The organism is Cellulomonas fimi, assembly GCF_028527925.1.
In the GTDB taxonomy this organism is placed as follows: Bacteria; Actinomycetota; Actinomycetes; order Actinomycetales; family Cellulomonadaceae; genus Cellulomonas; species Cellulomonas fimi_C.
In genome coordinates, this window is record NZ_JAPESW010000030.1 from 15,326 (window position 1) to 36,050 (window position 20,725).

At 73.3% G+C, this 20,725-nt stretch carries 23 protein-coding genes; 22 read left to right on the forward strand and 1 reads right to left on the reverse strand.

The features are described 5' to 3' along the window. The first annotated feature begins 73 nt into the window (after positions 1 to 73). The 5 genes from OMK64_RS13875 to OMK64_RS13895 all read left to right on the forward strand — a co-directional run bounded on the left by OMK64_RS13875 (position 74) and on the right by OMK64_RS13895 (position 6,430). Positions 74 to 1,432 (forward strand): homoserine dehydrogenase, encoded by a 1,359-nt coding sequence (locus OMK64_RS13875; RefSeq protein ID WP_272728967.1) that lies wholly within the window; start codon positions 74 to 76, stop codon positions 1,430 to 1,432. Beyond that, positions 1,432 to 2,523 carry a threonine synthase gene (gene thrC, locus OMK64_RS13880; RefSeq protein WP_272728968.1) on the forward strand — a complete coding sequence of 364 codons (1,092 nt, stop codon included), beginning with the start codon at positions 1,432 to 1,434 and terminating at the stop codon, positions 2,521 to 2,523. Before OMK64_RS13875 ends, thrC begins: the two co-directional genes overlap by 1 nt. A gap of 7 nt (positions 2,524 to 2,530) precedes the next feature. After that, the gene (thrB, locus tag OMK64_RS13885; protein WP_272728969.1) at positions 2,531 to 3,514 is read left to right on the forward strand and encodes a homoserine kinase; all 984 of its coding nucleotides are present in this window, start codon (positions 2,531 to 2,533) and stop codon (positions 3,512 to 3,514) included. Between the two features lie 275 nt (positions 3,515 to 3,789). Next, on the forward strand, positions 3,790 to 5,823 hold the full coding sequence (gene rho, locus OMK64_RS13890; protein ID WP_272728970.1) for a transcription termination factor Rho: 2,034 nt from the start codon (positions 3,790 to 3,792) through the stop codon (positions 5,821 to 5,823). Between the two features lie 259 nt (positions 5,824 to 6,082). Further along, the gene (locus OMK64_RS13895; RefSeq protein ID WP_272728971.1) at positions 6,083 to 6,430 is read left to right on the forward strand and encodes a TfoX/Sxy family protein; all 348 of its coding nucleotides are present in this window, start codon (positions 6,083 to 6,085) and stop codon (positions 6,428 to 6,430) included. Between the two features lie 64 nt (positions 6,431 to 6,494). Here the strand turns inward: OMK64_RS13895 and OMK64_RS13900 are convergent, their stop codons facing one another. Then, positions 6,495 to 6,677 carry a hypothetical protein gene (locus OMK64_RS13900; protein ID WP_272728972.1) on the reverse strand — a complete coding sequence of 61 codons (183 nt, stop codon included), beginning with the start codon at positions 6,675 to 6,677 and terminating at the stop codon, positions 6,495 to 6,497. A 220-nt stretch (positions 6,678 to 6,897) separates the two neighbouring features. On the opposite strand from OMK64_RS13900, the gene OMK64_RS13905 reads away from it, so the two are divergent. The 17 genes from OMK64_RS13905 (at position 6,898) to nucS (ending at position 20,680) form a co-directional block, all read left to right on the forward strand. Beyond that, positions 6,898 to 7,281, forward strand: coding sequence for an META domain-containing protein (locus OMK64_RS13905; protein WP_272728973.1), 384 nt, complete (start codon positions 6,898 to 6,900; stop codon positions 7,279 to 7,281). Positions 7,282 to 7,431: 150 nt separating this feature from the next. Next, a complete protein-coding gene (rpmE, locus tag OMK64_RS13910; RefSeq protein WP_124342288.1) occupies positions 7,432 to 7,647 on the forward strand; it encodes a 50S ribosomal protein L31 in 216 nt (71 codons plus the stop codon). Positions 7,648 to 7,785: 138 nt separating this feature from the next. Next, on the forward strand, positions 7,786 to 8,883 hold the full coding sequence (gene prfA / locus OMK64_RS13915; RefSeq protein ID WP_272728974.1) for a peptide chain release factor 1: 1,098 nt from the start codon (positions 7,786 to 7,788) through the stop codon (positions 8,881 to 8,883). Beyond that, positions 8,880 to 9,845 (forward strand): peptide chain release factor N(5)-glutamine methyltransferase, encoded by a 966-nt coding sequence (gene prmC, locus OMK64_RS13920; RefSeq protein ID WP_272728975.1) that lies wholly within the window; start codon positions 8,880 to 8,882, stop codon positions 9,843 to 9,845. Before prfA ends, prmC begins: the two co-directional genes overlap by 4 nt. After that, positions 9,842 to 10,546, forward strand: a complete 705-nt coding sequence (locus tag OMK64_RS13925) for an L-threonylcarbamoyladenylate synthase (RefSeq protein ID WP_272728976.1) — start codon at positions 9,842 to 9,844, stop codon at positions 10,544 to 10,546. The genes prmC and OMK64_RS13925 overlap by 4 nt, the downstream gene beginning before the upstream one ends. Next, on the forward strand, positions 10,543 to 11,655 hold the full coding sequence (locus tag OMK64_RS13930) for an MraY family glycosyltransferase (RefSeq protein WP_272728977.1): 1,113 nt from the start codon (positions 10,543 to 10,545) through the stop codon (positions 11,653 to 11,655). Before OMK64_RS13925 ends, OMK64_RS13930 begins: the two co-directional genes overlap by 4 nt. Then, positions 11,652 to 12,137: a Cg1360 family ATP-synthase-associated protein gene (locus OMK64_RS13935; protein WP_272728978.1), complete on the forward strand. Its 486-nt coding sequence runs from the start codon at positions 11,652 to 11,654 to the stop codon at positions 12,135 to 12,137. The genes OMK64_RS13930 and OMK64_RS13935 overlap by 4 nt, the downstream gene beginning before the upstream one ends. 260 nt (positions 12,138 to 12,397) lie before the next feature. After that, the gene (gene atpB, locus OMK64_RS13940) at positions 12,398 to 13,201 is read left to right on the forward strand and encodes a F0F1 ATP synthase subunit A (RefSeq protein WP_272728992.1); all 804 of its coding nucleotides are present in this window, start codon (positions 12,398 to 12,400) and stop codon (positions 13,199 to 13,201) included. Between the two features lie 95 nt (positions 13,202 to 13,296). Next, a complete protein-coding gene (gene atpE / locus OMK64_RS13945) occupies positions 13,297 to 13,548 on the forward strand; it encodes an ATP synthase F0 subunit C (protein ID WP_013771954.1) in 252 nt (83 codons plus the stop codon). Next, entirely contained in the window at positions 13,545 to 14,138 is a 594-nt protein-coding gene (locus OMK64_RS13950) for a F0F1 ATP synthase subunit B (protein WP_272728979.1), read from the forward strand. The genes atpE and OMK64_RS13950 overlap by 4 nt, the downstream gene beginning before the upstream one ends. Beyond that, positions 14,138 to 14,950, forward strand: a complete 813-nt coding sequence (locus OMK64_RS13955; RefSeq protein WP_272728980.1) for a F0F1 ATP synthase subunit delta — start codon at positions 14,138 to 14,140, stop codon at positions 14,948 to 14,950. Before OMK64_RS13950 ends, OMK64_RS13955 begins: the two co-directional genes overlap by 1 nt. A gap of 78 nt (positions 14,951 to 15,028) precedes the next feature. Beyond that, the gene (gene atpA, locus OMK64_RS13960) at positions 15,029 to 16,657 is read left to right on the forward strand and encodes a F0F1 ATP synthase subunit alpha (RefSeq protein WP_272728981.1); all 1,629 of its coding nucleotides are present in this window, start codon (positions 15,029 to 15,031) and stop codon (positions 16,655 to 16,657) included. Between the two features lies 1 nt (position 16,658). Then, on the forward strand, positions 16,659 to 17,558 hold the full coding sequence (locus OMK64_RS13965; RefSeq protein ID WP_272728982.1) for a F0F1 ATP synthase subunit gamma: 900 nt from the start codon (positions 16,659 to 16,661) through the stop codon (positions 17,556 to 17,558). A gap of 64 nt (positions 17,559 to 17,622) precedes the next feature. After that, complete coding sequence (atpD, locus tag OMK64_RS13970; RefSeq protein ID WP_272728983.1) at positions 17,623 to 19,104, forward strand: F0F1 ATP synthase subunit beta; 1,482 nt, start codon at positions 17,623 to 17,625, stop codon at positions 19,102 to 19,104. 109 nt (positions 19,105 to 19,213) lie between these two features. Next, a complete protein-coding gene (locus OMK64_RS13975) occupies positions 19,214 to 19,507 on the forward strand; it encodes a F0F1 ATP synthase subunit epsilon (RefSeq protein ID WP_272728984.1) in 294 nt (97 codons plus the stop codon). Positions 19,508 to 19,520: 13 nt separating this feature from the next. Next, the gene (locus OMK64_RS13980) at positions 19,521 to 19,934 is read left to right on the forward strand and encodes a DUF2550 domain-containing protein (protein ID WP_272728985.1); all 414 of its coding nucleotides are present in this window, start codon (positions 19,521 to 19,523) and stop codon (positions 19,932 to 19,934) included. Positions 19,935 to 19,984: 50 nt separating this feature from the next. Beyond that, positions 19,985 to 20,680 carry an endonuclease NucS gene (nucS, locus tag OMK64_RS13985; RefSeq protein ID WP_272728986.1) on the forward strand — a complete coding sequence of 232 codons (696 nt, stop codon included), beginning with the start codon at positions 19,985 to 19,987 and terminating at the stop codon, positions 20,678 to 20,680. The last annotated feature ends 45 nt before the right edge of the window (positions 20,681 to 20,725 follow it).

The window sequence follows — 20,725 nt, forward strand, 5'->3', positions numbered from 1 at the left end:
GCGCCCGGCTCTATCCTGGGCCGCGTCACCGCCCGACCCCGGTGCCGGTCACGGCCCGCGGACGCGGCGCGGGGTGACACCCACCGACCGAGAGGCCGTCCCCGTGGTCCTGCCGCCCGACCCCCGCCCGTCCCTGCGCGTCGCCGTCCTCGGCTGCGGCGTCGTCGGCACGGAGGTCGTCCGGCTCCTCACGACGCAGGCCGACGACCTGGCCGCGCGCGTCGGCGCCCGGCTCGAGCTCGTCGGCGTCGCGGTGCGGGACGTCGACGCGGAGCGCGACCCGGTGGTCGACCGCACGCTGCTCACCGCGGACGGCACGTCGCTCGTCGAGAAGGCCGACGTCGTCGTCGAGGTCATGGGCGGCATCGAGCCCGCGCGGAGCCTGCTGCTGCACGCGATCGAGCACGGCGCGTCCGTGGTCACCGCCAACAAGGCGCTGCTCGCGCAGGACGGCCCGACGCTCTACGCGGCCGTCGACGCCGCGGGCACCGACCTGTACTTCGAGGCCGCCGTCGCTGGCGCGATCCCGATCGTGCGCCCGGTGCGCGAGTCGCTCGCGGGCGACCACGTGCGCCGCGTGCTCGGCATCGTCAACGGCACGACCAACTACGTGCTCGACCGCATGACGACCGAGGGTCTCGACCTCGACCAGGCGGTCAAGGAGGCGCAGGCGCTCGGCTACGCGGAGGCCGACCCGACGGCCGACGTCGAGGGCTACGACGCCGCCGCCAAGGCCGCGATCCTCGCGTCGCTCGCGTTCCACACGCGGGTCGCGCTCGACGACGTGCACCGCGAGGGCATCACCGCGGTCACGGCGCAGGACGTCGAGTGGGCGACGCGCACCGGCCACGTCATCAAGCTGCTCGCGATCGCCGAGCGCGGCGAGACCGCCGACGGCACGGCGGGCGTCCAGGTCCGCGTCCACCCGGCGCTGCTCCCGGCGGACCACCCGCTCGCGGGCGTGCGGGGCGCGTTCAACGCGGTGTTCGTCGAGGCCGAGGCCGCGGGCGAGCTCATGTTCTACGGCCGCGGCGCGGGCGGTGTGCCCACCGCGTCGGCGGTCCTGGGCGACGTCGTCTCGGTCGCGCGGCACCGCGTGCTCGGCGGCAAGGGCCCGGTGGAGTCGTCGTACGCGGCGTTCCCGGTGCTGCCCGCGGCCGTGGCGCGCACGCGCTACCAGGTGCGGCTCGAGGTCGCCGACCGGCCCGGCGTGCTGGCGACGGTCGCCGCGGTGCTCGCGGCCCACGACGTGTCGATCGAGGCGGTCCGCCAGACGCCCGCGCGCGACGGCGACCCGACCAGCGCGGTCGCGCACCTCGTCATCACGACGCACACCGCCCCCGACGCTGCCCTGCAGGCCACCGTCGACGCCGTCGCCGGCCTCGACGTGGTCCGCAGCATCGTGTCCGTCCTGCGAGTCGAAGGAGCCTGATGGCCCACCAGTGGCGCGGCGTGATCGCCGAGTACGCCGACCGCCTGCCCGCGCACGTCCAGGAGAAGGTCGTCACGCTGGGGGAGGGCGGCACGCCGCTGATCCCGGCGCCGGCGCTGTCGGAGCGCTCGGGCGCGGACGTGTACGTGAAGTTCGAGGGCATGAACCCGACGGGCTCGTTCAAGGACCGCGGTATGACGACCGCGATCTCGGCGTCGGCGGCCCGCGGGGCCAAGGCGGTCGTGTGCGCGTCGACGGGCAACACGTCCGCGTCGGCCGCGGCGTACGCGACGCGCGCGGGCATGGTCTGCGCGGTGCTCGTGCCGGACGGCAAGATCGCGATGGGCAAGCTGTCGCAGGCGATCGCGCACGGCGCGCGGCTGCTGCAGGTCGACGGCAACTTCGACGACTGCCTCGTCGCGGCCCGCAAGCTCGCCGAGGCGTACCCGGTCGACCTGGTGAACTCCGTCAACCCGGACCGCATCGAGGGCCAGAAGACGGGCGCGTTCGAGATCGTCGACGCGCTCGGCGACGCCCCCGACATCCACGTGCTGCCCGTCGGCAACGCGGGCAACATCACCGCGTACTGGAAGGGCTACCGCGAGTACGCGGGCCTCGACGCGGGGGAGAAGCACGGCGCGGTCGCGACGCGCACGCCCGTCATGTGGGGCTTCCAGGCCGCCGGCGCCGCGCCGATCGTCAAGGGCTTCCCGATCGACCAGCCCGAGACCATCGCGACCGCGATCCGGATCGGCAACCCCGCGTCGTGGCAGCATGCGGAGGAGGCGCGCGACGTGTCGGGCGGGCTCATCGAGTCCGTCACGGACCAGCAGATCCTCGCGGCGCACCGCGTCCTGTCGGCCGAGGTCGGCGTGTTCGTCGAGCCCGCGTCGGCCGCCGGCGTCGCGGGGCTGCTCATGCTCGCCGAGCAGGGCCGCGTCCCCGCGGGCGCCCGCATCGCGATCACGGTGACGGGCCACGGGCTCAAGGACCCGCAGTGGGCGCTCAAGACCCCCGAGGGCCACGACGTCGAGCCCGTGCGCGTCTCCGCGGACGTGGTGTCGATCGCCGCCGCGCTCGGCCTGGACTGAGGCCGCGATGCGCCTGGGGGCGGACCACGTCCGCGTCCGCGTGCCCGCGACGAGCGCCAACCTCGGCCCGGGTTTCGACGCCCTGGGCGTCGCGCTCACGCTGCACGACGAGCTCGAGGTCCGGGCGCTCGGCACGTCCGGCGTCACGGTGGAGGTGACCGGCGAGGGGGCGGGGCAGGTCCCCGACGACGAGCGGCACCTCGTCGTGCAGGCGCTGCGCACCGCGCTCGACCACGTCGGCGCCCCGCAGACCGGCCTCCACCTGACGTGCCGGAACGCGATCCCGCACGGACGGGGTCTCGGGTCGTCCGCCGCGGCCGTCGTCGCCGGGATCGTCGCGGCGCGCGCGCTCGTCGCGGACCCCGACGCACTCGACGACGGCACGGCGCTCGCGCTCGCCTCGGCGATGGAGGGCCACCCGGACAACGCGGCGCCCGCGCTGCTCGGCGGCGCGACCGTCGCGTGGAGCGACACCGGGACGGGGGCCGTGCAGGCGGCGCGGATCGCGGTGCACGACGACGTCGTGCCGGTGGCCGTCGTCCCCGGCACCCACCTGTCGACCAAGGCCGCCCGCGGCGTCCTGCCCGCGACGGTGCCGCACGCCGACGCCGCGTTCCAGGCCGGCCGCGCGGCGCTGCTGGTCGAGGCGCTCGGACGCCGACCCGACCTGCTGCTCCCGGCGACCGAGGACCGTCTGCACCAGCAGCAGCGGCGTGCCGTCATGCGCGACTCGCTCGCGCTGGTCGACGTCCTGCGGGCCGCCGGCGTCGCCGCGGTCGTCTCCGGTGCCGGGCCCACGGTCCTGGCACTCGCGCGCCGCACGGGGAAGACGACGGGCCCCGACGGTGTTGAGAGGGTGAGCACGGACGCCGACGACGCCCTTGCCGCCGCGTTCGGCGGTGTCATGGGCGGGTGGCGGATCCTCCCGCTCGCGGTCGACACCGAGGGCGCCCGCGCCGAGCGTGTGCCGTCGAGCCGCCCGATCGGGTGAACCGCGACACCAGCGCTGAGGCGCACTCCGGGCCGGACCGACAGTGATAACATCGACGCGTTCCCCGGACCTCGTCCTCCGGGCCGCCCGCGCCGTTCATCGCCCGGGCGATTCCCTCGAGTCGACCCCCCGGGAGCGCTCCAGCCCACGCGCGCAGATGTCGCAGACGTCGTCGTACGCGCCGTGCCGCTCCATCACCGTCCCGGTCGTCTGACCGGGGCCCGGTCGCACCCCGTCCCCGTGGGGTGGACCACCGACGAGGGGAAGGGTCCTTCGTGACAGACACCATCGATCCCGCCGTGACGACTTCCGGCGGGTCCGCCCGCGCCGGCTCGATCACCGCGATGCGCCTGCCCGAGCTGCAGGCGCTCGCGTCCGAGCTGGGCGTCAAGGGCACCTCGAAGATGCGCAAGGGCGACCTGGTCGACGCGATCAACGCCGCCCGCGGGGGCAACCGGTCCCGCGCGCTCGACGAGCCGCGTCGCAGCGAGTCGGTCGCCGTGGCCGACGCCCCGCCCGCCCGCGAGCGCCGCCGCCGCGCGCCGCAGGCCGCCGCGCAGGACGAGTCCGCCGCGGCACCCGCTGCCGAGCGTGAGCAGCCCCGCGAGCAGGGCGGCGAGCAGCCGCGCACCGAGCGTGCACCGCGCGCCGAGCGGGAGCCCCGCACCGAGCGCGAGCCGCGCGGCGACCGCGAGCAGCAGGAGCGCCCGCGCCAGGACGCGCTCGCCGGGCTCGAGGCCGCGCTCGACGCACGGCTCGCGCCCGCCGAGTCCCGGGACGACCGCGCCGCGCGTGCGTCGGACGCCGTGCAGGGCGAGCGCCGCTCGCGCCGCTCCGGCCGGGGCCAGGGTGCGCCGGAGGACCAGCGCCGCGAGGACGAGAACCGTCAGCAGGGCGGCCAGCAGCAGGCGCCGCAGGGCCAGGGCCAGCAGGGTCAGGGCCAGCAGGGCGGCAACCGCCAGGGCAACCAGAACCAGAACCGGGACCAGTTCGGGCCGGACGACGACGAGCGCGGCGGTCGCCGCCGTCGCTCGCGCGACCGGTACCGCGACCGGGACCGCAAGGGCCGCCGCGGTCGTGGCGGCCAGCCGGACGTGTCGGGCCTCGACGACATCGAGGTCACCGAGGACGACGTCCTGCTGCCCGTCGCGGGCATCCTCGACGTGCTCGACTCGTACGCGTTCGTCCGCACGTCGGGCTACCTCCCCGGCGCGAACGACGTGTACGTGTCGCTCAACCAGGTGAAGAAGTCCGGCCTGCGCCGCGGTGACGCCATCACGGGTGCCGTCCGCCAGCCCCGCGAGGGCGAGCAGCCGCCGCAGGGCAACCGGCCGAGCAAGTTCAACGCGCTCGTGCGGCTCGACACGGTCAACGGCATGGCGCCCGAGGAGGCGCGCAACCGGGCCGAGTTCACCAAGCTCACGCCGCTCTACCCGCAGGAGCGCCTGCGGCTCGAGACGGAGCCGACGCGCCTGACGCCCCGCGTGATCGACATCGTCGCGCCCATCGGCAAGGGTCAGCGCGGCCTCATCGTCGCGCCGCCCAAGGCGGGCAAGACGATCGTCATGCAGCAGATCGCGAACGCGATCACCGCGAACAACCCCGAGGTCCACCTCATGGTCGTGCTCGTCGACGAGCGCCCCGAGGAGGTCACGGACATGGAGCGGACGGTCAAGGGCGAGGTCATCGCCTCGACCTTCGACCGCCCCGCCTCGGACCACACGATCGTCGCGGAGCTCGCGATCGAGCGCGCCAAGCGTCTGGTCGAGCTCGGCCAGGACGTCGTGGTGCTGCTCGACTCGCTGACCCGTCTGTCGCGCGCGTACAACCTGGCCGCGCCGGCGTCGGGCCGCATCCTGTCCGGTGGTGTGGACGCCTCCGCGCTCTACCCGCCGAAGCGCTTCTTCGGCGCCGCCCGCAACATCGAGAACGGCGGTTCGCTCACCATCCTCGCGTCCGCGCTCGTCGAGACCGGCTCCAAGATGGACGAGGTCATCTTCGAGGAGTTCAAGGGCACCGGGAACATGGAGCTTCGGCTCTCGCGTTCGCTCGCGGACAAGCGCATCTTCCCGGCGGTCGACGTCAACGCGTCGGGCACGCGCCGCGAGGAGATCCTCATGTCGCAGGACGAGCTGAAGATCATCTACAAGCTCCGCCGCGTGATGGGCGCGCTCGACCAGCAGCAGGCGATCGAGCTGCTCATCGGCAAGCTGCGTGAGACCAAGTCGAACGTCGAGTTCCTGCTCCAGGTGCAGAAGACGACGCCCGGCGGTCCGATCGGTGACGGCGAGGTCGGCCGCACGGTCTGACGCCCGCACCGCTGACGACGGCCCCGCACTCCCGACGAGGGAGGCGGGGCCGTCGTCGTCCGCGGGCTCGCCGCGAGCGCGCGGACGACCGTCGGGCGCGTGGGGCTGCCCCCGACACCCCGCCGCCGCGCGACCCGCACGACGTGTTCCGGGCACGGGACGTCGAGGTGCTCGGCGCGGCAGACTGAGCCGTCGGGGCAGCAGGGCGCCGGTCGTCGGTCCGCCCGTCCACGGGACGCCTCGCCGGAAGGGGAGCGCGATGGTCGACGAGGTGCTGGCCGGACGCGTGCGCGCGCTCGTCGGAGCGCGCGTGCCGGTCGTGGAGCGACGGATGTTCGGCGGGGTCGCGTTCCTCGTCGGCGGCCACATGGCCGTCGGCGTGAGCGGACGCCAGGGTGCGGTCATGGTCCGCGTCCCGGCCGAGGAGACCGCGCGCCTGCTCACCGAGCCCGGGACCAAGCCGTTCGTCATGAACGGCCGGCACGCCGCCGGATGGCTGCTCGTCGAGCCGTCCGCCGTCGAGGACGACGACGACCTCGCCCCGTGGGTCGACGCGGGCGTCGACCACGCGCGCTCGCTCCCGCCCAAGCCGGGCGCGGAGGGCTGACGAGGCTGCGTGCGCCCGGCCGGCACTGCGACGGCGGCGACGGGTCGGCCGCGGCGTCCGAGGGTCAGGTCCGCGGTGTGAAGGCGTCGGGCGCGGCGTTCGGGACGCGGTCGCGACCCGGCCAGCGCTGCTGGTAGGTGCGGCGTCGACCGCAGCGGACGCAGGTCGCCGTGCGCACGGTGGAGGTACCGGGGACAGGGGTCTTGCCGTCGGGGTCGCCGCGGAAGACGTGCAGGCACACCGTCATTGGTGCTCAGCTCCTCGTGAGAGTGCTCGTGCCGCCCATCGTCCTCGGGCCCCGCCGCCCTTCGCACGCGTCCCACGAACGCCGACCGGGTCAAATCCACGATGTGAGATCGCGCCGGTGGAACCCTGTTGACCTGCGGCGACGCGGCTGCTCCGATCGGGTCATCGGCCCCCGGCGGGCCGTCGGGCACGTGGCCGATGCCGCTGCTAGCGTGCCCGGTATGAACCGGTACGCGTGGGGACGTCCGGCAGCGGGCGTGATCGGGCTGGTGGTGGCGGCGGGGGCACTCGTCGCGTGCGCGGCGGGTGAGGAGCCCGCCGACGCGGTCGGCACGTGGGGTGAGGACGCCGAGGGCGAGCCGCAGCTCGTCATCGAGGAGGACGGCACCGTCTCGGGGACCGACGGGTGCAACCGCATGACGGGCACCTGGTCCGAGGGGGAGGATCAGGACGTGACGTTCAACGACATGGCCGTCACGCAGATGGCCTGCGAGGGCGTCGACGACTGGCTCAAGGGCGCGTCCACCGGCGAGGTCGAGGGGGACGAGCTGGTGGTCTACGACGAGTCCGGCGAGCAGATCGGCACGCTCGCGCGCGCGACCTGACGGCCGCCGCGACGCCCCGTCCGGCCACGCGGGCCGGACGGGAAGATTTCGACGCCCGCCCGCGTTCTGGCACAATCGTCTGTTGGTCTGCGGTTCACCCGTGCGCGCAGCGCGCCGGGACCCGGGGACACCCCAACAAGGAGAAGCCCTGTGAAGTCTGACATCCACCCGGAGTACGTGGTCACCGAGGTCACCTGCACCTGCGGCAACACGTTCACCACGCGCTCGACCGTGACGAGCGGCAAGATCCACGCCGACGTCTGCAGCGCCTGCCACCCGTTCTACACGGGCAAGCAGAAGATCCTCGACACCGGTGGCCGCGTGGCCCGGTTCGAGGCGCGCTACGGCAAGAAGTCGGCCAACTAGCACCTCCGCAGCGCCGGTGCCCGGCCGCGGACGACTGCCCTCCATGGCAGTGTCCGCCCGGGTACCGGCGCTGCTGCGTTGCGCGCCCGACGTCCCCCGCCGGGTCCCGCTGACCGGTCGAGGCTGGAGGAGCCACCCATGAGCGAGGCGTACGCCGCCGCGCAGCCGCTGCTCGACGAGCACGCGCACATCGAGGCGCAGCTCGCCGACCCGGCCGTGCACGCGGACGCCGCGCTCGCGCGTCGCCTGGGCCGCCGGTACGCCGAGCTCGGTCGCGTCGCGCAGGCCTACCGGGCGTGGCGGTCCGCGGCCGACGACGCCGAGGCCGCCGCCGAGCTCGCCGAGGTCGACGACGCGTTCGCCGCCGAGCTGCCCGGGCTGCAGGAGACCGCCCGCGCCGCCGAGGCCCGCCTGCGCGACGTGCTGGTGCCGCGCGACCCCGACGACGCGCGCGACGTCATCCTCGAGATCAAGGCCGGCGAGGGCGGCGAGGAGTCCGCGCTGTTCGCCGGCGACCTGCTGCGCATGTACACGCGGTACGCCGAGCGCATGGGCTGGCAGACGCAGGTGCTCGAGTCCACCGAGTCCGACCTCGGCGGGTTCAAGGATGTGCACCTGTCCGTCAAGGCGCGCGGCGCGGTGGCGCCCGAGGACGGCGTCTGGGCGCACCTGAAGTACGAGGGCGGCGTGCACCGCGTACAGCGCGTGCCGGTCACCGAGTCGCAGGGCCGCATCCACACCTCGGCGGCGGGCGTGCTCGTGCTGCCGGAGGCGGAGGACGAGGGCGAGGTCGAGATCGACCCGAACGACCTGCGCATCGACGTCTACCGCTCGTCCGGCCCGGGCGGGCAGTCGGTCAACACGACGGACTCCGCGGTGCGGATCACGCACCTGCCGACCGGCATCGTCGTGTCGATGCAGAACGAGAAGTCGCAGCTGCAGAACCGCGAGCAGGCGATGCGCGTGCTGCGCGCCCGGCTGCTGGCCGCCCGGCAGGAGGAGGCCGCGGCCGCTGCGTCGCAGGCCCGCCGCTCGCAGGTCCGGACCGTCGACCGGTCCGAGCGGATCCGCACCTACAACTTCCCGGAGAACCGGGTCGCGGACCACCGCACCGGCTACAAGGCGTACAACCTCGACGCCGTGCTCGGCGGCGACCTCGGAGCCGTCGTGCAGTCCGCGATCGACGCCGACGAGGCCGCGCGGCTCGCGTCGGCCGGCGACGCGGGGGAGTCGTGACGACCGCACCGCCCGCTCCGGGGCTGCGCGCGCTCGTCGACGGTGCAACGCGCGTGCTCGCGGAGGCCGGGGTGGCGTCCCCGCGCGTCGACGCGACCGCGCTCGCCGCGCACGCGCTCGGTCTCGACCGCCTCGACCTGGTGCTCGCGCCGCCCGTGCCCGACGGCTTCGCCGAGCGGTACGCGGAGCTCGTCGACCGGCGCCGGCGCCGCGAGCCGCTCCAGCACATCGTCGGCAGCACGACGTTCCGCTGGCTCACGCTGCACGTCGAGCCCGGCGTGTTCGTGCCGCGGCCCGAGACGGAGGTCGTCGCGCAGGTCGCGGTGGACGAGGCCGCGCGCCTCGTCGCGACCGGCGTGGCGCCCGTGGTCGTCGACCTGTGCTGCGGCGCGGGCGGGCTGGGCCTGGCCGTGGCCACCGAGGTGCCCGGCAGCCGCGTCGCGGCCGTCGACGCGTCGCCCGCGGCCGTCGCGCTGACCCGCCGGAACGCGACCGCGGCCGGCGCCGACGTGCGCGTCGAGCTCGGCGACGTGCGCGACCCCGCGCTGCTCGGCGACCTCGCCGGGACGGTCGACGTCCTCGTCTCGAACCCGCCCTACATCCCGCCCGACGCCGAGCCGGTCGACCCCGAGGTGCGCGACCACGACCCCGACCTCGCCCTGTACGGCGGCGGCGTCGACGGCCTCGACGTGCCTCGCGCGGTCGTCACGGCGGCGCTGCGCCTGCTGCGGCCGGGCGGGCTGCTCGTCATGGAGCACGCCGAGGTGCAGGACGCCGCGGCGCGCGACGTCGCGCACGCGACCGGCGGGTTCGTCGACGTGTCGAGCCGTCCGGACCTCACCGGCCGGCCCCGCATGCTCGTCGCGCGACGGCGCCCGGACGCGGGCGCGTCGGACGTCCCCGCGACCTCCGCCGGACCCGTCCTGGACGGACAGCCGGACGTGGGAGACTCCCCCTCGTGAGCGAGCGCATCCTGCCGGCGTCCGATCCGTCCACCTGGGGTCCCGCGATCGACGAGGCGGTCGCCGCGGTCTCCCGCGGCGCCCTCGTCGTGCTGCCGACGGACACCGTCTACGGCATCGGCGCCGACGCCTTCACCCCGCCCGCGGTGCAGGCCCTGCTCGACGCGAAGGGCCGCGGCCGGCAGATGCCGCCGCCCGTGCTCATGCCCGACGTCCGCACGCTCGACGGTCTCGCGGCCGGCGTCCCCGCGGAGGCGCGCGCCCTCGCCGAGGCGTTCTGGCCCGGCGGCCTCACGCTCATCGTCCGCGCGCAGCCGTCGCTCGCGTGGGACCTGGGCGAGACGCACGGCACGGTCGCGCTGCGCGTACCGGACCACCCGAGCGCGCTCGCGCTGCTGCGCAGGACCGGCCCGATGGCGGTGTCGAGCGCGAACCGGACCGGCTCGCCGGCCGCCGTCACCGCGCAGGACGCGTTCGACCAGCTCGGCGACGCGGTCGCCGTCTACCTCGACGGCGGCGACGCGCCTGGTGGGGTGGCCTCGACGATCGTCGACGCGACCGGCCCGACCCTGCGCCTCGTGCGCGCGGGTGCGCTCACGCTCGAGCAGCTCCGCGAGGTCGCACCCGTCGAGCCGCCCGCGCCGCCCGCCGAGAAGGCCGCGGCCGAGCCGCCCGCACCCCCCGCGGAGCCCGGCCCGTGAGGGTCTACCTCCTGGCGCTCTTCGTCGCGGCCTCGGTCACCTTCCTCATGACGCCGCTCGCGCGCTGGTGCGCGCTGCGGTGGGGGGCGATCACCGCGGTGCGCACGCGCGACGTCCACGCGATCCCGACGCCCCGGCTCGGGGGCATGGCGATGTTCGCGGGCATCCTCGTCGCCCTGCTCGTGGCGAGCCAGATGCCGTTCCTCGCGGGGGTGTACGACAACCTGCACCCGATCGTCGGCATCGTCGGGGGAGCGGGGCTCGTCGTCGCGCTGGGCGTCGCCGACGACATCTGGGACCTCGACTGGCTGACCAAGCTGATCGGGCAGGTGCTCGCCGCCGGGTTCCTCACCTGGCAGGGCGTCATCCTCTACCAGCTGCCCATCGCCGGCACGACGCTGCTGTCGAACCGCACGTGGGTCGTCCTCACGATCCTCACCGTGGTCGTCGCGATGAACGCCGTGAACTTCGTCGACGGGCTCGACGGCCTCGCCGCGGGCGTGCTCGCGATCGGCGGCGCCGCGTTCTTCCTCTACTCGTACCAGCTCGTCGTGGACGTCCGCCGCGACGACTACGCGAGCCTCGCGACGCTCGTGCTCGCCGTGCTCGTCGGCGCCTGCCTGGGCTTCCTTCCGCACAACCTGTACCCCGCGCGCATCTTCATGGGCGACTCGGGGTCCATGCTGCTCGGCTTCGTCATGTCCGCCGCCGCGATCGTCATCACCGGCCAGATCGAGCTCGAGAGCGTCCTGGACCGGCAGAAGTTCCCCGCGTTCCTGCCGATGCTGCTGCCGTTCGCGGTGCTGCTGCTGCCGCTGCTCGACATGGCGCTCGCCGTGCTGCGGCGCGTCGGCCAGGGGAAGTCGCCCTTCCACCCCGACCGCATGCACCTGCACCACCGCCTGCTCGCGCTCGGCCACTCGCACCGGCGTTCCGTCGCGATCATGTACGTCTGGACGGGCGTCTTCGCGTTCGGCGTCGCGGCGCTCGTCGTGTGGTCGACGACCGCCGTCCTCGTCGCGTTCGGCGTCGGTGTGCTCGCCGCGACCCTGCTGACCCTCGGTCCCCTGCGGGACCGGACCACCGCCCCACCCCTGGAGACACCGTGACGACCGACCCGGCCGACCGCCCCGACGTCCCCGAGCCCGCCCCGACCACCCCGGCGCCGCAGCCGAGCGCGACGAGCGCCGCTGCGGACGCCGTGTTCCGCACCGCCCTGCGCGACACGCTCCTGCTCCTCGGCGCGCTCACCGTGCTCGGCGTCGGCATCGGCTGGCTCGTCGCGGGTCTGCCCGGGGTCTGGGGCGCGCTCATCGGCGTCGGGCTCGCGCTCGTGTTCTCAGGGACGACCGTCGTGTCGATGCTCGCCACGTCGCACTCGTCGCCCCAGAAGATGGCGGCCGTCGTCATGGGCGCGTGGCTCGGAAAGGTGATCGTCGTGATCGTCGTCCTGGCGCTCATCCGCGACCTGGACTTCTACTCCAAGCCGGTCCTCGCCGCGGTGCTCGCGGCGGGCGTCCTCGGGTCGGCGTACCTCGACTACCGCGCGGTCTCGCGCGGCCGCGTGCCGTACGTCGAGCCGTCCGCCTGACACCTCCCGCACGCCTCCCCGCGCGCCCCGCGCACGGCGGCCGTCGCCCGCCGTCCCGGTCCGTCCGGAGGCGCCACCCGAGCGCGCTCCGCCGGATGGGTCGAAGGTCCCGTCGGGAGGGCGGACGGCGGTGCAGGAGCGGCGGATTCATAGGTTAGGCTTCCTGCCATCCATGACGGCCAGGTGCCGCTCGCATGCCCACGACGACGCGGGCCGCGGTGCATCACGACCACCAGGAGCTCGCTCTGTCCAGCCTCGCGATGATCGCGCCGTTCGCCACGCACGAGGGCGAGAGCGGTGGATTCCATGCGCCGTCGATCACCGACTTCTTCCCGCCGCCGGTCCTGTTCGAGGGCACGCTCTTCGAGATCAACCGGATCGAGCTCGTCCGGTTCCTCGTGGCGATCGCGCTGGTGGTCGTCATGGTCGTCGCCGCGCGCCGCGCCACGCTGGTCCCGGGCCGCTTCCAGAACGTGATCGAGCTCCTGCTCGACTTCGTGCGGGTCAACGTCGCGGAGGAGATCCTCGGCAAGGACCGGGCGCGCAAGTACGTGCCGCTGCTCACGACGCTGTTCTTCGCGATCCTCGCGTTCAACATCACGGGCATCATCCCCGGCATCAACATCGCCGGGACGGCGCTCATCGGCCTGCCCGTCGTGCTGGCGCTGTGGGTCTACGTCATGTACCTCGGCGCCGGCGTCAAGGCGCACGGCGTGGGCGGGTTCCTCAAGGCGAGCCTCTTCCCCCCGGGCGTCCCGGCGTTCATGTACGTGCTGCTGACGCCGATCGAGTTCCTCACGGTCTTCGTGATCCGGCCCGCCACGCTGGCGATCCGACTCATGGCCAACATGGTCGCCGGGCACCTCATGCTCGTGCTCTGCTTCTCGGCCACGCAGTACTTCATCTTCGAGGCCGCGCCCGCCATGAAGGCGTTCGGCGCGCTGACCTTCACCGCGGGCCTGGCGATGACGCTGTTCGAGGCGTTCGTCGCGGCCCTGCAGGCGTACATCTTCGTCGTCCTGACGGCCGTCTACATCAGCCTGTCGGTCGAAGAGGAACACTGACCGTCGTCCCCACCCCCGAGGGCCCCCGCGGTCCTCACCCCACGATCGAGTAGCCGGCCGACCGGCCGGGTACCCAACGGAAGGAACGAGCAACCGTGGCTCTTGCGGACACCAGCACCATCCTCGCGGCGGCGGACGCCGTCTCGGGCAACATCGCGACCGTCGGCTACGGCCTCGCCGTCATCGGCCCCGGTATCGGTCTGGGCATCCTCATCGGCAAGACGATCGAGGGCATCGCCCGCCAGCCCGAGGTCGCCGGCCAGCTGCGCACGACGATGTTCATCGGTATCGGCTTCGTCGAGGTCCTCGGCCTCCTCGGCCTCATCACGGGCTTCCTCTTCCCGTGAGCCTCGCCGCGCTCCCCGCGGCCTTCGTGACGGCCGCGGAAGGGACCGAGGAAGTTCAGGGCATCGACCTGATCATCCCCGCTCCGTACGACATCTTCTGGTCCGCCGTCGTCCTGCTGATCATCGCGATCGCGTTCTACAAGTACGCGCTCCCGACGTTCACGCGGATCCTCGACGAGCGCACCGCCAAGATCGAGGGCGGTCTGGAGAAGGCCGAGCTCGCGCAGGCCGAGGCCGCCGCGGCTCGTGACGAGTACCAGGCGCAGCTCCAGGAGGCCCGCACCGAGGCCGCCCGCATCCGCGAGGAGGCGCGCGGCGAGGGCAGCCAGATCGTCGCCGAGGCGCGCACCAAGGCCTCCGAGGAGGCCGCGCGCATCACGGAGACCGCGCACCGCCAGATCGAGGCCGAGCGTCAGCAGGCCGCCGTCCAGCTCAAGCAGGACGTCGGGACCCTCGCGACCGAGCTCGCGTCGAAGATCGTCGGCGAGGCCCTGGAGGACGAGGTGCGCCAGTCGCGCGTCGTCGACCGGTTCCTCGACGAGCTCGCCGCCAACACCGCCACCACGGCGGACGCAGGTAAGGGGAACTGATGCGCGGGACGAGTCGGGCGTCGCTGGCGGCGGCGGAGGAGCGGTGGGAGCCGGTCCTCGGTGCCGCCGGTGCGCAGTCGTCGGAGCTCGGCGAGCAGCTGTTCGCCCTGGTCGACGCGCTGGACTCCTCCGGCTCGCTGCGCCGGACGCTGGCCGACCCGTCGATCGACGGTGACGCCAAGGCCGGGCTCGTCGGGCGGCTGCTCGCGTCCGCCGACCCGCGCGTCGTCGAGGCGGCCCAGGGGCTCGTCCGCTCGCGCTGGTCGGCCGACGAGGACCTGACCGACGCGGCCGAGCACCTCGCGTTCCACGCGGTGCTCGCGACCGCGGAGGTCGACGGCTCCCTCGCCCGCGTCGAGGAGGAGCTGTTCCGCTTCTCGCGCGCGCTGGCCGGGCAGCGGGAGGTCCGCCGGACGCTGTTCGACACGACCGTGCCGGCCGCGGCCCGGGCGAAGCTCGTCGAGGACATCCTGGCCGGGCGGACGTCGCCGGTGACGACGGCGCTCGCCAAGCGGCTCGCCGCCGCACCGCGCGGCCGTCGGTACGTCCCGGCGCTCGGTCACCTGTCCGACCTCATCGCGGCTCGCCGGCAGCGGCAGGTCGCGACGGTCTCGACGGCCACGCCGCTGACCCCCGCGCAGCGCGACCGGCTCGCGCAGATCCTCGAGCGTGCCTACGGGGGGACGGTGCAGCTCAACGTGGTGCTCGACCCCCACGTGCTCGGTGGCCTGCGCGTGCAGGTCGGCCCCCAGGTGGTGGACGCGACCGTGCTGGCGCGTCTCGCCGACGCCCGACGACGACTTGCCAGCTGACCGGTGCCCGCCCCCGCGAGTGCACCCCAGACCTGTGAGACCGCACGCACCGCGTGCGTCCGATGAGGAGAAGGAACCATGGCTGAGCTGACGATCCGGCCGGAGGAGATCCGGGCCGCGCTGGACAGCTTCGTGAAGACGTACGAGCCGAGCGGTGCGGTGTCCGAAGAGGTCGGCCGCGTCACGCTCGCCGGCGACGGCATCGCGCAGGTCGAGGGCCTGCCGGGCGCGATGGCGAACGAGCTGCTGCGCTTCGAGGACGGCACGCTGGGCCTCGCGCTCAACCTCGACGTCCGCGAGATCGGTGTCGTCGTGCTCGGCGAGTTCACCGGCATCGAGGAGGGCCAGGAGGTCCGCCGGACCGGCGAGGTGCTGTCGGTGCCCGTCGGCGACGGCTACCTGGGCCGCGTCGTCGACCCGCTCGGCCAGCCGATCGACGGCCTCGGCGAGATCGCGACCGAGGGTCGCCGTGCGCTCGAGCTCCAGGCTCCCGGCGTCATGGCCCGCAAGTCGGTCCACGAGCCGCTGCAGACCGGCATCAAGGCCATCGACTCGATGATCCCGATCGGGCGCGGCCAGCGTCAGCTCATCATCGGCGACCGCCAGACGGGCAAGACGGCGATCGCGATCGACACGATCATCAACCAGAAGGCCAACTGGGACTCGGGCGACGAGACCAAGCAGGTCCGCTGCATCTACGTCGCGATCGGCCAGAAGGGCTCGACCATCGCGTCGGTCCGCGCCGCCCTCGAGGAGGCCGGCGCCCTGGAGTACACGACGATCGTCGCGGCCCCCGCGTCGGACCCGGCCGGCTTCAAGTACCTCGCGCCCTACACCGGCTCGGCCATCGGCCAGCACTGGATGTACGGCGGCAAGCACGTCCTCATCGTGTTCGACGACCTGTCGAAGCAGGCCGAGGCGTACCGCGCCGTGTCGCTGCTGCTGCGCCGCCCGCCGGGCCGCGAGGCGTACCCCGGTGACGTCTTCTACCTGCACTCCCGTCTGCTCGAGCGTTGCGCGAAGCTCTCGGACGAGCTGGGCGCCGGCTCGATGACCGGCCTGCCGATCATCGAGACCAAGGCGAACGACGTCTCGGCGTACATCCCGACGAACGTCATCTCCATCACGGACGGCCAGATCTTCCTCCAGTCCGACCTGTTCAACGCCGACCAGCGTCCCGCGGTCGACGTCGGCATCTCGGTGTCCCGCGTCGGCGGTGCCGCGCAGGTCAAGGCGATGAAGTCGGTCTCCGGCACGCTCAAGCTCGACCTGGCGCAGTTCCGCTCGCTCGAGGCGTTCGCGATGTTCGCGTCCGACCTCGACGCGACGTCGCGTGCCCAGCTCGCGCGTGGTGCGCGCCTGACGGAGCTGCTCAAGCAGGGCCAGTACTCCCCGTTCGCGGTCGAGGACCAGGTGGCGTCGATCTGGGCCGGCACCAAGGGCAAGCTCGACGACGTCCCGGTCGAGGACGTGCGCCGCTTCGAGTCCGAGCTGCTCGACCACCTGCGCCGCAACACCGAGGTGCTGACCACCATCGCGTCGACGGGCAAGCTCGACGACGAGACCGAGTCGGCCCTGTCGAGCGCCGTCGACGAGTTCCGCAACGGCTTCCTCAAGGGAGACGGGACGCCGCTCGTCGGCGGGGCGGACGAGGCGGCGGACGTCGAGGTCGAGCAGGAGCAGATCGTCCGGCAGAAGAGGGCCTGACGTGGCCGGTTCGCAGCGCATCTACAAGCAGCGGATCAAGTCCACCCAGTCGCTCAAGAAGATGTTCCGGGCGCAGGAGCTGATCGCTGCGTCCCGCATCGGCAAGGCGCGGGACCGCGTGAGCATGGCGTCGCCGTACTCGCGGGCGATCACGCGCGCGGTGTCGGCGGTCGCGACGCACTCGAACGTGTCCCACCCGTTCCTCGTGGAGCGGTCGGACACGAAGCGCGTCGCGGTCCTGCTCATCGCGTCGGACCGCGGCATGGCGGGCGCCTACTCGGCGAGCGTCATCCGTGAGACGGAGCGGCTCATCGCGCGGCTCGAGGGGGAGGGCAAGCAGGTCGCCCTCTACGTCTCGGGTCGTCGTGCGGTGACCTACTACACGTTTCGCGGGCGCGAGCTCGTGGGGCAGTGGTCGGGCCACTCGGACGCGCCGTCCACCGAGGTCGCCCGGGAGATCGCGGACACGCTGCTCGACGCGTTCCGCGCCCCGGCCGACGAGGGTGGCATCGGCGAGGTGCACGTCGTCTACACGCAGTTCGTCAACATGGTGACGCAGCGTCCGCGCGTCGTGCGGATGCTGCCGCTCGAGGTCGTCGAGGGCGTCGCGCCCGCCGACGACAAGGGCGCGCTGCCGCTGTACGACTTCGAGCCGAACCCCGAGGTCGTGCTGGACGCGCTGCTGCCGCGCTACGTGCGGTCGCGGATCTTCGCGGCCCTGCTGCAGGCGGCGGCCTCGGAGCTCGCGGCCCGTCAGCGCGCGATGCACACCGCGACGGACAACGCCGAGGACCTCATCCGCACGTACACCCGCCTGGCGAACCAGGCCCGCCAGGGCGAGATCACCCAGGAGATCAGCGAGATCGTGTCGGGCGCCGACGCGCTCGCGTCGGCCTCCTGACCCCGACCGCACGACCCCAGACCATGCCGGAGCGCCGCTCCGGACGAGCGAAGCGAGGCCAGACATGACCGCCACCACCGTCGACGAGACGGCCGCCACCGCCGGCACGCCCGGCGTGGGTCGGGTCGCCCGCGTCATCGGTCCGATCGTGGACATCGAGTTCCCCGCGGACCAGATCCCCGAGCTCTACAACGCGCTGCAGGTCGACATCGACCTGTCCGCCCAGGGCGAGGGCGAGGGCTCGTTCACGATGACCCTCGAGGTCGCCCAGCACCTCGGCGACTCGCTCGTCCGCGCCATCGCGCTCAAGCCGACCGACGGCCTCGTCCGTGGCGCTCAGGTGCGCGACACCGGCGCGCCGATCTCGGTGCCCGTCGGTGACGTCACCAAGGGCAAGGTCTTCAACGTCATCGGCGAGGTGCTCAACGCCGAGCCGGGCGAGAAGATCGAGATCACCGAGCGCTGGCCGATCCACCGCAAGGCGCCGGCGTTCGACCAGCTCGAGTCGAAGACCACGATGTTCGAGACGGGCATCAAGGTCATCGACCTGCTGACCCCCTACGTCCAGGGCGGGAAGATCGGCCTCTTCGGTGGTGCGGGCGTCGGCAAGACGGTCCTCATCCAGGAGATGATCCAGCGCGTCGCCCAGAACCACGGTGGTGTGTCGGTGTTCGCCGGTGTCGGCGAGCGCACGCGTGAGGGCAACGACCTCATCGTCGAGATGGAGGAGGCGGGCGTCTTCGACAAGACGGCCCTCGTCTTCGGCCAGATGGACGAGCCGCCGGGCACGCGTCTGCGCGTCGCCCTGTCGGCGCTGACGATGGCGGAGTACTTCCGCGACGTCGCCAAGCAGGACGTGCTGCTGTTCATCGACAACATCTTCCGGTTCACGCAGGCCGGTTCCGAGGTGTCCACGCTGCTCGGCCGCATGCCGTCCGCGGTGGGCTACCAGCCGAACCTCGCCGACGAGATGGGTCTGCTGCAGGAGCGCATCACCTCGACGCGTGGTCACTCCATCACGTCGCTCCAGGCGATCTACGTCCCCGCCGACGACTACACCGACCCGGCCCCGGCGACGACGTTCGCGCACCTCGACGCGACGACCGAGCTCTCGCGTGAGATCGCGTCGCGCGGTCTGTACCCGGCCGTGGACCCGCTGGCGTCGACGTCGCGCATCCTCGACCCGCGCTACGTGGGCCAGGACCACTACGACGTGGCGACGCGCGTGAAGTCGATCCTCCAGCGCAACAAGGAGCTGCAGGACATCATCGCGATCCTCGGTGTCGACGAGCTGTCCGAGGAGGACAAGACCGTCGTCGCGCGGGCGCGCCGCATCCAGCAGTTCCTCTCGCAGAACACCTACATGGCCGAGAAGTTCACCGGTGTCGAGGGCTCGACGGTCCCGGTGTCCGAGACGGTCGAGGCGTTCAAGAAGATCGCGGACGGCGAGTTCGACCACATCGCCGAGCAGGCGTTCTTCAACATCGGCGGGCTCGAGGACCTCGAGCGCAACTGGGCCCGCATCCAGAAGGAGTACGGCGTCTGAGACCCCCCGTCGCCGCGCCCGGCATCGCCGGGCGCGGCGGCAGGCGGTTCTCCGCCGACGGTGCGTCGCAGGGCGCACCGCACCGCATCGAACGTGAAGGAGGAGGTCCGTGGCTGACCTCGAGGTCGACCTCGTCGCGACCGACGGCAAGGTCTGGTCGGGCACCGCTCGTCAGGTGTCGGCGCCGGCCGCCGACGGTGAGATCGGCATCCTCGCCGGCCACACCCCGATCCTGTCGGTGCTCCGTCCCGGCGAGGTCCGGGTCCAGCCGGTCGGTGGCGGTGAGCCGCTGCGCTGGCACGTGGACGGCGGCTTCCTCTCCGTCGACTCCGACACCGTGACCGTCGTCGTCGACACGGCCGCGTCCGGCACCCGACCGGCCTCCGCCGGCGACTCGCACTGAGGTCGCTGCGACGGTGAGCCCCGTGGTCGTCGGCCTGCTGATCGGCGCTGCCGCGCTGCTCCTGGCCGTCGTGCTCCTGTGGGTCTCGCGCGTGCACACGCTCGAGCGGCGCGTGGGCTCGTTCCGGTGCGCCGTCGGCCGCTCGGCGTCGGGGCCCTGGTCGCTGGGCATCGCCCAGTACGGGTCGCAGCGCCTCTACTGGTGGCGACGCTGGTCGCTCGCGCCGCGGCCGTCGATGCGCTGGGACCGGTCCGGTCTCGCGGTCGTGGAGCGCGTGCCGGGCACGCACCCGAGCGGCGCCGACGTCGTCGTCGTCACCTGCCGGGTGAGCGGTCGCACCGTGCACCTGATGATGGCGCCCGACGCGTACGCGGGGCTCACGTCCTGGATCGAGGCGACCCCGTCCCATGTGGGTTCCGTGATCTGACGGTCCCGCGCCTCGCGACCGTCCCGTCCGTCCTCTCCCGAAGGTCGTCCATGCGTCTCGTCGTGGCCTCGTGCGCCGCCCGGTACAGCGGTCGGCTCAACGCCCACCTGCCCCGGGCGACCCGCCTGCTCGTCGTCAAGGCGGACGGCAGCGTGCTGCTGCACTCCGACGGCGGCTCCTACAAGCCGCTCAACTGGATGAGCCCGCCCTGCACCATGGTCGTGGGGGAGCCCGACGACGAGTCGCGCGCCGCGGGCGTCACCGCCGTGTGGACGGTGCAGCACACGAAGTCCGACGACCGCCTCGAGATCGACCTGTACGAGGTGCTGCACGACTCGGCGCACGACCTGGGGGTCGATCCCGGGCTCGTGAAGGACGGCGTCGAGGCGCACCTGCAGGAGCTGCTCGCGGCGCAGATCCTGCTGCTCGGCGACGGGCACACGCTCGTGCGCCGCGAGTACCCGACCGCGATCGGCCCGGTCGACATCCTCGCGAAGGACCCCCTGGGCGGCACCGTGGCCGTCGAGATCAAGCGCCGTGGCGACATCGACGGCGTCGAGCAGCTCACGCGCTACCTCGAGCTGCTGAACCGCGACCCTCTGCTCGCCCCCGTGCGCGGCGTGTTCGCGGCGCAGGAGATCAAGCCGCAGGCGCGCGTGCTGGCGACCGACCGCGGCATCGCGTGCCTGGTGCTCGACTACGACGCCATGCGCGGTGTCGACGACGTCGACTCGCGCCTCTTCTGAGTCGACCGCGCCGTCCCGTCCCGCCCTCGCCGGCCGGCGTGCGTC